Genomic DNA, 12,421 nt, shown 5'->3' on the forward strand with positions numbered 1-12,421 from the left:
AGGCGTTTGTAATTTCATTCTCTCTATTACTACTTCCTATTCATCACTTCCTTTTATTCGCTTCTGCGATGACGATAGTTATTACCTACATATCGATTTGACCTACAGAGCAATAGTTTCAAAGGCTTTCTTCGAGCTAATAAAAAGGGCAGTGTTTGGCTGCCCTTTATGCTTAGCATTGGTTTTTAAACCCGATTATTTAGCTTCTTTTAGCCACTGTGCTGCACGTTTGGCGAAGTAGGTAAGAATGCCATCGGCACCGGCACGTTTGAAGCATAGTAGCGATTCCATGACGATAGCCTTTTCAGCTAACCAGCCATTTTGGATCGCGGCCATGTGCATGGCATATTCACCACTCACTTGGTAAGCAAAAGTAGGAACAGCTAACTCAGTTTTAACACGATGAACGATGTCGAGATATGGCATACCTGGTTTTACCATGACCATATCAGCACCTTCTTGGATATCGAGCGCCACTTCGTGTAGTGCTTCATCACTGTTAGCTGGATCCATTTGATAGCTATGCTTATTGCCACCTTTTAGGTTGCCTGCTGAGCCAACTGCATCACGGAATGGGCCATAGTAGCTCGAAGAGTATTTAGCTGAATAGGCCATGATCTGGGTATTAACATGGCCAGCTGCTTCCAGTGCTTGACGGATCGCGCCGATGCGGCCATCCATCATATCCGATGGCGCAACAATATCAGCGCCCGCTTCGGCATGGGACAAGGCTTGTTTAACTAAAATTTCTGTAGTGATGTCATTCAGGATATAGCCTGTTTCATCAATAATGCCGTCTTGACCATGGGTCGTGAAAGGATCTAGAGCCACGTCTGTCATAATGCCAAGTTGTGGGAAGGCCTTTTTGAGTTCACGTACAGCACGTTGCACTAGTGCGTCAGCATTGTAAGCTTCTTCTGCCATAAGAGACTTTTTCTCTGCTGGCGTGACAGGAAAGAGGGCAATTAAGGGGATGCCTAATTCAACAAGTTCTTCTGCTTCTTTGAGCAGTAAGTCGATCGAATAACGCTCCACACCTGGCATTGAAGCGACTTTTTCGCTGCGATTACTGCCTTCGAGCACAAACATAGGATAGATTAGGTCATTCACTGTTAGGTGATTCTCTGCCATCAGGCGACGGCTAAAATCATGTTTGCGCATGCGGCGCATTCTGCGCTGTGGGAAGGCACTGGTAATGATATTCACATTAGACTCCTAATTAGGTTCTGTTTGCGCTGGCGCATACAATTTCACTTGATTGCGTCCGCTATTTTTTGCTTGATAGAGGGCTTTATCTGCCTGCTCTAATAATTCGGTACTGTGTTGTTCATTCAAGATTACGTCGGCACTCACGCCGATACTGACGGTGAGTGGTATGGGTTTTCCTTCCCATTCAAGGCCGATACTAGCCACTGCATCTCTTATATTTTCAGCGACTTGAAGCGCACCATCCGCGTTGGTATTGGGGAGAATAATAGCAAACTCTTCTCCACCAAAACGTGATACTAGATCAGTTGGTCGTTTTAAATGCTGCTGCAATGTCTTCGTGATAAGTTTTAGGGCCTGATCACCTGCTAAATGGCCAAATTGATCATTGATAGATTTAAATCGATCTATATCGATCATTAATAGTGCTATTGGCGTTTCTTGACGACGACTTATACGGCTTTCTGCTAATAGGCGTTTATCGAAGGCACTGCGGTTTTTGGCCCCCGTTAAGCTGTCTATAGTGCTTTGTTCTGTGAGCTTTTGATTAACTTCATGCAATTCGCGCAGGGTAATTTCAAGTTCCAAAGTGCGCTCTTGCACCATTTGTTCCAGTCTTTCGTTAGTTTCTGCTTCTACTTTTAATGCATCTTCACGTGCGCTACGAATTTTTTGTGCTTGTTTTAGTGCTTCTTGTTGAATGCGTTGTTTGGCTTTACGTTCGTCGTTATAGCGGATAGCAAGCACGAGTGACATAAAGATGATTTCAAAGGTTAACCCCAGCATTACAGGTGTCTGAGGTTTGATATTCAGCTCGATAACGCCTAAATACAGTAAGCTACTCAGGCACGCTCCCGTCAGCATACTCACCCAGCCAACAGTATAAAGTTTGGCTAATTTTTGCCCTCTAGCGGCTTGAATAATTGCGAGTATCATCATAATGATACTGAGCACGACAACCGAGATAATCTCAATGTAAAGTACAGTGCCATAACGCAAAAAGGGGACTAATAAACAGATTAAAAGGATATAAACGGCACTATAACGGCACATCAATAGCATGCGGCGATTATAGTATTTTAATTGTAAAATTTTTTCGGTAAACATTAAGGCGAAAGCCATAACCAAAGGGAGTAGCACAGGAACCATCAGTTGCTGCAATGTTGGCCAATTAGGCCAGAGGAAGCGGAATGCGAAACCATTAATCGTGGCAACTAAGAGAGTCATGCTAAGGACGTAGCCGGAGTAATAGCTATAACTGAATGAACCAGAAGCTAACGCGATAAATAGACTGAAGATACCGATGGCGGCGAGTACCCCAAGCTGAAATCCATGTTCGACAGCTGTTGATTCCGCTATTTGTGCCAAATCGTTGGCTGACCATAAATTTAAAGGAACGGCCGCATTGCCTTCGGTTTCAATATGTATATAAAAGGTATGTTGTTCATTGGTGTTAATTTTAAAAGGGTATAGAAAAATATTACTCAGCAGTGGACGCTGTTTATAGGGAAGTGTATCTCCCATATACGTTGTGTTGACGAGTTGGTTATCTACAAGATGGTAAATAGTTACTTTATCTAATAAGGGATTATCTAAGGCAAGAATGCGTGAAAGGCTTTCGTTGTTACTACTAAGATTAACTGACAGCCAAAAATTATGCAGGCTAAGACGTTGAATATCGTTACTGGTAAACTTATGCCATTGTGCCTTGGGAAGTGCTTCGATGTCCGCTAACTGACTTTCAGAATGAGGATGGGTCACTATTAGCCAAGGTGTTAGACTGAGCGGCGTCGGAGTGTGTTCATTGATGTTGATTATGCTTGCGAAGCTGCCAGATGATATGAGCATGCTGATAAGCAAAACCAATAAGCAACTTAATTTAGCCATTCTGTTGACTCAAATTAAAAAACGCTAGGCTATTTTGATAGCATTGTTTTGCAAATTCAGCCGGATCTTCACCGCGTAGATTGGCAATATACTGAGCAATATAAGGCAAATATTCGGGTTTATTTTTACTGGATTTAGGCTTAGGACGCATGCTACGCGGTAGCAGATAAGGACTATCTGTTTCGACCAATAAACGATCTTTTGGAATAAATGGCACTAGCGCTGCTAATTCTTGGCCGCGTCTTTCATCACAAACCCAACCTGTAATTCCTAGGTGTAAATCGAGATCGATATAAGCTTCCATTTGCGCTTGGCTGCCAGTAAAGCAGTGTAACAATGCGCCGCGAAGATGTGGGCGGTACTCACTAACGATGCTTAAAAAATCACTATGGGCATCTCGCTCATGCATCAGAACGGGTTTTTGAAGGTCAATCGCCAGTTCTAATTGGGCGATAAATGCTTGACGCTGGGCCGGACGGGGGGAAAAGTTCCTATTATAGTCTAGCCCGCATTCACCAACGGCAACGACCTGCGATGCTTGGCATAAATCTATGAGAGTTTGTTTGGAATTCGTTTGCCATTCGCTAGCATGATGCGGGTGTACACCTGCAGTGCAATAAAGCTGTTTAGGATACTGTTGGCATAATTGAATGGCTGCCGCGCTTTCGCTTAAATCACTGCCAATAACAATTAACGGCGAAACCCCTTGGTCCGCCGCTGCTTGTATGATTTGCGTTATGTCTGGTTCGAGTGCGCTGCCAAGCAAGTTGACAGCGATATCTATATAAGATGACATTATTTTAGGCGTTTTACCCTCACCTTAGCATTACGACTTTCTGTGCCCATTAAGAAAGAACCAAGCGCTGCTTTTTCGATAAATACTTTTTCACCGACTTTGAGGTTGAACTTACGGTTTTCGGTTTGTTTCCAAACTTGGCCATTGGTAAAGGTAATCTTTAAGGCACCGTAGGCATCTTCTGCTATTGACTCCACATCGAGATAAATTTTGTCAGTCGTATTCTCTTGGACGCGTTTAACTTCCATACCGAAATTATCTTCGACATTGGTCGCGGCAGCAGCAACAGGAGCTGCAGTCGCCAAAGCTGCAGGGGCCGCTGCGGGAGTGACAACGGGGGCGACAGCTATCGGTGCCGTGGTGTTATTGGTCACTGTGGTGACTTGAATGCTTGCTGCGAGGTTGTCATAGCATACCAAGCGCTCGAGCTTGTCCGTTATCCCTGCACATTGAGTTAATTGCTGCTCAATACCGGCATTAGCCTGTGCAGATACCAGTAACACTGCACCAGTCAGTAGAGTTAAACGCATCCCAGTTTCCTTATTATTATTTTCCTCTAATGCCGATTGAGGCATTAGTCATTCGTTGGTTGTTCTTCATCGGTCTCGTCATCAGGTTTACTGTAAAAACGAGCCGCAAATAATCCGCCTTCGAACAATAACAGCATTGGCACGGCAAGCATAGTTTGGGAAATAACATCAGGTGGTGTGAGCAGCATACCCACCACGAATGCGCCGACAATAATATAGGGGCGTTTTTGCTTGAGATCTTCAGGTGTTGTCACACCAGCCCAGCAGAGTAAAACAACGGCAATCGGGATCTCAAAGGATAAGCCGAATGCAAAAAATAATTTCAGTACAAAATCAAGATAGCTGCTGATATCGGTTGCAACTTGTACTCCCTCTGGAGCCGTGTTGGCAAAAAAGCCAAATACAACTGGGAATACAACGTAATAAGCGAAGGCTATACCTAAATAAAATAGCACTGTGCTGCTAAAAAGTAGCGGCATAACTAAGCGTTTTTCATGCTTATACAAACCCGGTGCTACGAAGGACCAAATTTGAAAGAGCACATAGGGTACGGCCACAAAAAATGACAGAACTAATGTCAGTTTAAAAGGGGCGAAGAAAGGTGCGGCCACATCGGTCGCAATCATACTGCCACCTAAGGGCAAAGACTGCATTAAAGGGATTGCCATGTAATGGTAAATATCATTTGCCCAATACACACTACAAATAAATACAATCAATACACTGGCAATGGATTTAAGCAGCTTGGACCTAAGTTCAAGCAAATGGCTGATAAGTGGCTGCTGTTGCGACATGAATTATCCGTTAGCTTTCGGGTTAGAACGGGTATCCTCGCCCTGAATGGACTCACTATGTGGGGCGGAGGAAGCCGAAGTTGGACTCGCCTCGGTAGAAACCGTTTGGCTTGCAGGATTGTGGATCTGGTTTTCCTGTGCACTGGGAATATCTTGCACTTGGTAAGGACGATTCACTGACTGCGCGGCTTGCTTCAATTGATCGATTGACTCTTGCAGCTCGGGAGAGAGGTTAGATAAACCTTTGCTCTCCGCTTTTTTGAGGTCGGCGTGCAACTGCTCGATCTTTAGCTCTTGCTCAAGTTCTTCTTTGACTGAGTTGGCCATGCGTTTCATCGCGCGGATCCAACTGGTTACTGAACGTACTGCAACCGGTAGACGTTCGGGGCCAAGAACGACCAGCCCCAGAACACCGATCAGCAGCAGCTCCATAAAGCCGATACCGTCAAACATAAAGAGTTACGCCTGTTCTTTGTGAGACTCAGGTTTCTTTTCAGTCGCCTGTTGAGTTGGTTGTGCGGTTTGTGCAGTTTGCACTGGTTTTGCCGCTTCAGTGTCTTCTAGCGCCTTTTTATCTTCTTCTGAAGACATGGCGTTTTTGAAGCCCTTGACAGCACCACCTAAGTCACCACCCAAAGAGCGTAATTTCTTAGTTCCAAACAATAAGACAACGATTAACGCGATGATAAGAAGTTGCCAAATACTAATGCCACCCATGAAGGTATCCTCTTAATTGATATCGGTTCTATTATGAACCTCTGATTAATTAGTGCTAGCTAAAATTTACGATTCTTTGGCCTAGATCGCCATCCGATAATCCACAGTACCGTACCTGAAATCAGGCACACGTAAGGGCTCAACAGTGTAGCGTCTTGGTTGAACAATAACGTGCCACAGATCAATAAAATTGCAGAAGTGATGAGTAAGTAATTACTCTTATGTGCTTGCTGCTGGTATTTCAGATACTTATCTAGCATTTGTTGCTGAGAACTCAGCAATTTCCTGCCTAATTTAAGGTTGTCATAAATTAGTTCAGGGAATTCCGGAAGTTTATCAGACCAATATGGCAGTTTTGTGGATACCTTTTTAAACATGGCTTTAGGTCCCACTTGCTCGGCCATCCACTGCTCTAAAAAGGGTTTAGCGGTCTGCCAGAGATCCAGCTGCGGATAGAGCTGACGGCCCAAACCTTCAATATACAGCAAAGTCTTTTCGAGCAGCACGAGCTGAGGCTGCACGACGATATCAAAATGCCGTGCGGTACGGAACAGCTCTAGCAACACATGCCCAAAGGAGATTTCATCTAAGGGCTTGTTAAACATGGGTTCACAAACAACCTTGATGGCTTGCTCGAAGGCCTGTAGATCGGTTTTTTCCGATACCCAACCCGACTCGATATACAGCTGCGCGATACGGTGGTAATCACGGTTGAAAAACGCGAGGAAGTTTTCCGCTAAATAGCGTTTATCGACTTCGCTGAGTGTGCCCATAATGCCGCAATCTAGGCCGATATAATAAGGATTCTCGGGATGTTCGCGGGAGATAAAAATATTTCCCGGATGCATATCCGCGTGGAAAAAGTTATCGCGGAATACTTGGGTGAAAAATAGCTCTACGCCCCGTTCGGCTAGCAGTTTAAAGTTTGTGCCTTGTGCCTTAAGTGCAGCGATATCCGATACTGGAATACCGTAAATCCGTTCCATCACCATCAAACGTGGATAACAAAACTCTTCATATACATAAGGAATATAGAGCGCGTCTGAGTCGAGGAAGTTATTACGTAGCTTAATGGCATTGAGGGCCTCAAGCTTAAGGTTGAGCTCCCCTAAAATGGTGACGCGGTAATCTTCAATCACCTCGGCTGGGCGTAGTCGGTTACCTTCGCCAAGAAGATAATCGATGACCTTCGCCGTTTGCGACATCAGCAGGAGATCGGCCTGGATTTTAGTTTCTACGTTCGGGCGCAGCACTTTTAATACCACGGCCTTGCCATTGGATTTAAGCGTCGCGGTATGTACTTGGGAAATCGAGGCCGAGGCTAATGGCGTTTCATTAAAGTCATTAAAGAAGGTCTCGATTGGTGCTTTAAGCTCTGCTTCTATCGCGAGTCGGGCGAGTGCGCCATCGAAGGGAGGGACTTTATCCTGCAACATGGCAAGCTCTGTCGCCCATTCATCACTCAGTAAGTCACGGCGGGTGGAGAGCATTTGCCCGAGCTTGATATACACAGGGCCAAGCTCTTGCATTGCTAGCTTTAAGCGCTCGCCACCGGATTTACCTTTGTGTTTATTACGGATCCAAAACAGACTATTGCGGGCGAGTTTAAAGTACCAAGGGGTCATCTTTGGCGGTAAAACATCATCTAACCCATATTGCAATAGGGTCTTAATCACATGATAACCGCGGCGGATACTGGCAAGGGTCATGGCTTAATTGAGTCTCTTAATTGGGCAATCCGTTGTTCGAGCGCGCGAGTGTCGTTAACTAAGTCATCTATTTGATCGCACAAATGAATAAGTTCAATCCGATGGGGCGCAAGCCGATACTCTTCGATAGCGAGTTGCCCTAAATGGGAGCGGGTTTTACGCAATACTTCAAGTGCAAAACCTTTTGCCTGATGGCTTGTACTGATGAGCTTGTGAGTGGGGCCGTCACCCAAATAACGCGAAATGGGTTCGGCAAAATCAAACTCTATGCTACGTAGATATTGGCTAAAGCTTTGTAATAAGTTCAGATCGCCTTCGAGCTTGAGCTTATCTTGCTTGATAAGTTCAGTCAGGTTGGCACCTTCGGACACGCGATAAAGTGTGGTTGCATCAGCGTGCAGACTGACATCGACATCGCCCTCATAGCGACTCATTACTTGGATTTCTTTGGCAAAGACCAAGTAAATTGGCCAGTTGAGTTGCGTTAATTGAATACGAAATACTTTGCCATGTAGCTGGCGCTGGCGCGCATAGGCGTCGCCCGCTTGGGTCTGAAGTTGTTTCAGACCCATCTCAATCGCGGCGCAGGCAAGTAACACCACTTCTTGCGGCATCATTAGAATTTATAACCACGGTGCAGGGCGACAATGCCATCGGTCATATTGGTATAATCGACCTGTTCAAAGCCCGCATCCACCATCATTTGCTTAAGAGTGTCTTGATCTGGATGCATCCGAATGGATTCGGCCAAGTACTCATAGCTGTCAGCGTCTTTAGTAATGAGTTCACCCATCTTTGGTAAGACTTTGAAGCTATATAAATCATACACTTTACGCATGATTTCATGCTGGGGCTTAGAAAACTCTAATACCAATAACTTACCGCCTGGCTTAAGTACGCGGTTCATAGAACGAAGCGCGGCATCTTTGTCTGTCACGTTACGCAGACCAAAGGCGATGGTGATGATATCGAAGTGATTATCGGGGAAGGGCAGTGCTTCGGCATTGGCTTGCACGTAGCTGACATTGTTGACAATGCCTTTGTCACGTAGCTTAGTGCGGCCCACTTTTAGCATAGAATCGTTGATATCAGCTAAAACCACTTCGCCTTTATCACCCACTAAGTGAGAGAATTTAGCGGTTAAATCGCCCGTACCACCGGCAAGGTCAAGCACCTTCATACCCGGACGAGCGCCAGATACTTCAATGGTGTAGCGTTTCCAAAAACGGTGAATACCGAAGGACATAACGTCATTCATGATATCGTACTTGGCGGCAACCGAATGGAACACGCCAGCAACGAGATCGGCCTTTTTATCCGCCTCTACGGTTTTATAACCAAAGTGGGTATTTTTAGATTCACCCTCAGACATCAATGTATTCCTATTGTTTTGCAAAGTATTAGTGGCGAGTGTAAGCCATCGCATGCATTTGCTGAATCTTTGATCTATCACTCTGTGATCGAGCTAGTAAACTCTCCTCAAGGCGTTAGCTTAAAGAGTTTGGCTTTTGCCAGTGTTTAGTGTGCCGACCCGATAAAATGGACTGGCATTAGACCACAATATCAGGATTTGGTGAATAGCTTCGCGCCTGTAAGGGTACAAGCAAACGATGCTATCGGGCTAAAAATTGGCATCTTGCTTGTACATAGGCATAAATTAACTCGCTGATACTCTGACCCACATCCCTAAAGCCAGCTTCTATGCCAGCCTCATGGCAGCTTGGAGCCGCTTCGGCTAAATGTAAATAAGCACAGGGACAGCGGCTGGCGATATAGCTGATGTAGTGGGCGGCATCGAGTAGTGGAATTCCTGCGGCGGTCGAGGCGCTGCTCGGCATTTTGGCGATGGCATCGACATCCAACTCTAACGCTACTGGGAGCGAGGTTTGGTTAAGTTTGTTGGCAATATCCTGCAGCGCCTGCGTCAGGCTAATCTCTCGGCGAATCCAAATTTGTTGCAGACTATGCCAAGTGCCACCAAACTCAGTGAGTTGTTGTAAATTGGCTTCGCTGTTTTTGAGCTCGTGCAAACCGAGTACATGGTAATACCCCAGCGCGCCGCGATTGGCGGCGTAACTAAAGCCATTACCGCTGTGACGCCCTTCGAGCAGGCGAAAATCACTGTGCGGATCTAAATTCACTGCGGCAACTTGGCGTTGATAATGGGCCGAGGTCGCCATTAACAGGCCATAGGCATTGTTGTGGCCGCCACCAATCACTATGGGTTCAAGCCCTGCCGCTTGTATGGCGCTGACTAGTTTAATCACCCGTTCATCGAGCTGCTCAACTGCTTGGCGTAGATGGGTTAGGCTCGCGCCTTCGCCATCCAGTGCCTGTAATTGCAGATCCGCCGTATGAACTTGCCCTAAAATCAGGCATTCGGCGCCCGAAAGAAAACGATTCGACTGTAAATTCAACCACTGGCGCATGCTGGTGGTAAAGGCATCGGTGGCACCGCCTCTGCCTAAGTTTGCCCGTGGGCCGATATCTTCACCCACTCCGACAATGGCAAATTGTGCACCATGGGCTTTTGCGGTGGTGAGTATCGCTTCTAATGGATGTTCATGGTTAGCCAAGTGTACGCATTGGCCTATTTTGGTCTCACCGGCTCGCGGGCTAACGAGACTGGCGATATCGGCTTGGGTAAATGGGATAAATTCAGACATAGATTAGTATTCTTATCGGGTAGGGACTGGGATATTGTGGCGTACCCAAGGACGAATATTCAATGGTACTTAATGGTATCTGCCAATAAAAAAGCCAGCTTAGCTGGCTTTCTTTCGATGTTATTTAGCATTACTCAATATCGAGTGGTTCTGGCGATAGAATGACGCCAGTGTTATCGGCATAGATATGATCGCCAGGGAGGAAGGTCACGCCGCCAAAGTTGACCGGGATATCGACTTCACCCACTGAATTGCCATCGGCGCCCACAGGAATTGAAGCAAGGGCTTGAATGCCGATGTCTAATTCTTCCAGCGCATCCACATCGCGAACTGAACCGTAAACGATAATGCCTTCCCAGTTGTTGTTGACTGCGATTTCTGCGATAGATGCATCGATCAGGGCGCGGCGTAATGAACCACCACCGTCAACCAGCAAGACTTTACCTTGGCCATCTTCTTGTAAGACCTCGGTGATTAGGCCGTTGTCTTCAAAGCACTTAATGGTGCTGATAGAACCGCCAAAAGAGCTACAACCACCGTAGTTACTGAACATGGGCTCGACTACATCTACGACATCTAAGTACATGTCACATAGTTCTGAGGTGTTGTATTCCATATTTACACTCCTATTGATCCGCGTTGCGTACAGTTTAGCGAGTTTACGCCAGTATAAAAGGGATTCCTGAAAAGAAAAGTGTTATCAATCACGGTATTGTTGCACTTGGACGTTAACACTTATGTTGTAAACTTTCGTCACTTAACAGGTGTTTATCCTCAAAACTTGATATCGGTCATTAAATAACGGTTTTTTATTACAACTCTGTTGCGCGTTTTGGTATTATATCCCAAGTTTAAATTAACTTACTTAACTTAATTTGCTTTAGGGGCAAGGACCCCCCGTTACGCTTATGGACGGTAGAGGGCCTTCGAGAGGTGCCTATGGAAGCTGTAAACACGATTGAAATTATTGGTTATTTTGCCTCAGTAATGGTGGCAATTTCACTTATGATGAAGAATATCATCTGGTTAAGATGGTTAAACTTTGTCGGTTGTACCTTGTTTGTTATCTATGGCGTATTTATTTCAGCCTGGCCTGTTGCGGGGATGAACGCCTTTGTTGCCTGTATCAATATTTACCATTTGACAAAAATTTACCGCGCTAAAGCGCTGGAACAAGCTGTCGCTTGAAGGTTTTCTGACAGTGCTGCCCGTTCATAGCAACTGGGCAGCACTGTATTCTCCCCGTACGTTTTCCCTCTTGCTCCAATTGATCGCTTCATTCCTCGCCATTTTCGCCACAGGTGTCATAAAACTTTAGGCCTGATGTCACTTTACCGTCATCGGCAGTTCTTAGTCTCACCTTAACACTGAGCACTTAAGCCATCTCTGTTTAAGTTGTCGTAGGTTTAGCGTGGGGTTCTATCGTGAAATAGTCGTCTGACAGGGCGTTAACACATGCAGACGCTAACAGCTGTCGAGAGAATGCACTCATTAACATCGCCATGATACTCGCTGGCATGCCAGCAAGGAGCCTGTTTTATGTTGAGTTACATTTCAGACTTAGATAAGCGCATGTTTTACCGCATTGTGGATTTGAGCCAACGTCACGGTGTTTATGCTTGGGCGAAGCGGATATCGGCAACTGGAGATGGGCATGTGTATCTGTATCTCTCTGTTGGGTTGATGCTGACGCACTCCCAAGGGCAGAACCTGTTCAATCTACTGTTGGCGAGTTTTTTGATTGAATTGCCGTTGTACATATTACTCAAAAATAGCATTCGCCGTACTCGACCCTGTCATGCCTTGGTTGGGTTTGAAAGCGGCTTTGAACCCTCAGATCGTTTTAGCCTACCTTCGGGACACACGGCGGCCGCTTTTGTGATGGCCACAAGTGTGGCGCAGGTGTATCCCGTGGCTGCGCCTTTTGCTTACGTATGGGCGCTCTGTATTGGTGCCTCACGTATTGCGCTTGGGGTGCATTACCCCTCAGATATTGTCGCCGGTGTTCTGTTAGGTACGGGGGCTGTTTTGCTTGTGCATCCCGTGATTTAACACAATCAGGCACTCATTCGTTGGATACCTCCTTGATTCACCACTCTTTCATTCACAGTTAAAG

Annotated in this window: 14 protein-coding genes; 2 read left to right on the top strand and 12 right to left on the bottom strand. The window is 45.8% G+C overall.

The window, feature by feature from the left end; translation table 11 throughout:
- Positions 1-195: 195 nt before the first annotated feature.
- The 12 genes from hemB to rraA form a co-directional block, all read right to left on the bottom strand.
- Positions 196-1,206: a porphobilinogen synthase gene (hemB, locus tag L976_RS10725; RefSeq protein WP_037422636.1), complete on the bottom strand. Its 1,011-nt coding sequence runs from the start codon at positions 1,204-1,206 to the stop codon at positions 196-198.
- A gap of 9 nt (positions 1,207-1,215) precedes the next feature.
- Positions 1,216-3,093 carry a sensor domain-containing diguanylate cyclase gene (locus L976_RS10730; protein ID WP_047536611.1) on the bottom strand — a complete coding sequence of 626 codons (1,878 nt, stop codon included), beginning with the start codon at positions 3,091-3,093 and terminating at the stop codon, positions 1,216-1,218.
- On the bottom strand, positions 3,086-3,889 hold the full coding sequence (locus L976_RS10735; RefSeq protein WP_047536613.1) for a TatD family hydrolase: 804 nt from the start codon (positions 3,887-3,889) through the stop codon (positions 3,086-3,088). The genes L976_RS10730 and L976_RS10735 overlap by 8 nt, the downstream gene beginning before the upstream one ends.
- Positions 3,889-4,419, bottom strand: coding sequence for a hypothetical protein (locus L976_RS10740; protein WP_047540386.1), 531 nt, complete (start codon positions 4,417-4,419; stop codon positions 3,889-3,891). Before L976_RS10740 ends, L976_RS10735 begins: the two co-directional genes overlap by 1 nt.
- 44 nt (positions 4,420-4,463) lie before the next feature.
- Entirely contained in the window at positions 4,464-5,213 is a 750-nt protein-coding gene (tatC, locus tag L976_RS10745; RefSeq protein WP_037422645.1) for a twin-arginine translocase subunit TatC, read from the bottom strand.
- 3 nt (positions 5,214-5,216) lie between these two features.
- Positions 5,217-5,666, bottom strand: a complete 450-nt coding sequence (gene tatB, locus L976_RS10750; protein ID WP_037422648.1) for a Sec-independent protein translocase protein TatB — start codon at positions 5,664-5,666, stop codon at positions 5,217-5,219.
- A 6-nt stretch (positions 5,667-5,672) separates the two neighbouring features.
- On the bottom strand, positions 5,673-5,930 hold the full coding sequence (gene tatA / locus L976_RS10755; protein ID WP_037422651.1) for a Sec-independent protein translocase subunit TatA: 258 nt from the start codon (positions 5,928-5,930) through the stop codon (positions 5,673-5,675).
- A gap of 59 nt (positions 5,931-5,989) precedes the next feature.
- Entirely contained in the window at positions 5,990-7,639 is a 1,650-nt protein-coding gene (gene ubiB, locus L976_RS10760; RefSeq protein WP_037430956.1) for a ubiquinone biosynthesis regulatory protein kinase UbiB, read from the bottom strand.
- Positions 7,636-8,256: a ubiquinone biosynthesis accessory factor UbiJ gene (locus L976_RS10765; protein WP_047536634.1), complete on the bottom strand. Its 621-nt coding sequence runs from the start codon at positions 8,254-8,256 to the stop codon at positions 7,636-7,638. Before L976_RS10765 ends, ubiB begins: the two co-directional genes overlap by 4 nt.
- Positions 8,256-9,011 (bottom strand): bifunctional demethylmenaquinone methyltransferase/2-methoxy-6-polyprenyl-1,4-benzoquinol methylase UbiE, encoded by a 756-nt coding sequence (gene ubiE / locus L976_RS10770; protein WP_037422660.1) that lies wholly within the window; start codon positions 9,009-9,011, stop codon positions 8,256-8,258. The genes L976_RS10765 and ubiE overlap by 1 nt, the downstream gene beginning before the upstream one ends.
- A gap of 241 nt (positions 9,012-9,252) precedes the next feature.
- Complete coding sequence (locus L976_RS10775; RefSeq protein ID WP_047536637.1) at positions 9,253-10,305, bottom strand: formimidoylglutamase; 1,053 nt, start codon at positions 10,303-10,305, stop codon at positions 9,253-9,255.
- A gap of 130 nt (positions 10,306-10,435) precedes the next feature.
- Positions 10,436-10,921 carry a ribonuclease E activity regulator RraA gene (rraA, locus tag L976_RS10780; protein ID WP_037422666.1) on the bottom strand — a complete coding sequence of 162 codons (486 nt, stop codon included), beginning with the start codon at positions 10,919-10,921 and terminating at the stop codon, positions 10,436-10,438.
- A gap of 323 nt (positions 10,922-11,244) precedes the next feature.
- On the opposite strand from rraA, the gene L976_RS10785 reads away from it, so the two are divergent.
- The gene (locus L976_RS10785; protein ID WP_011073879.1) at positions 11,245-11,493 is read left to right on the top strand and encodes a YgjV family protein; all 249 of its coding nucleotides are present in this window, start codon (positions 11,245-11,247) and stop codon (positions 11,491-11,493) included.
- Positions 11,494-11,844: 351 nt separating this feature from the next.
- Entirely contained in the window at positions 11,845-12,357 is a 513-nt protein-coding gene (locus tag L976_RS10790; RefSeq protein ID WP_047536640.1) for a phosphatase PAP2 family protein, read from the top strand.
- Positions 12,358-12,421: the final 64 nt, after the last annotated feature.

The organism is Shewanella sp. ZOR0012 (genome assembly GCF_000798835.1).
Taxonomy (GTDB): Bacteria; Pseudomonadota; Gammaproteobacteria; order Enterobacterales; family Shewanellaceae; genus Shewanella; species Shewanella xiamenensis.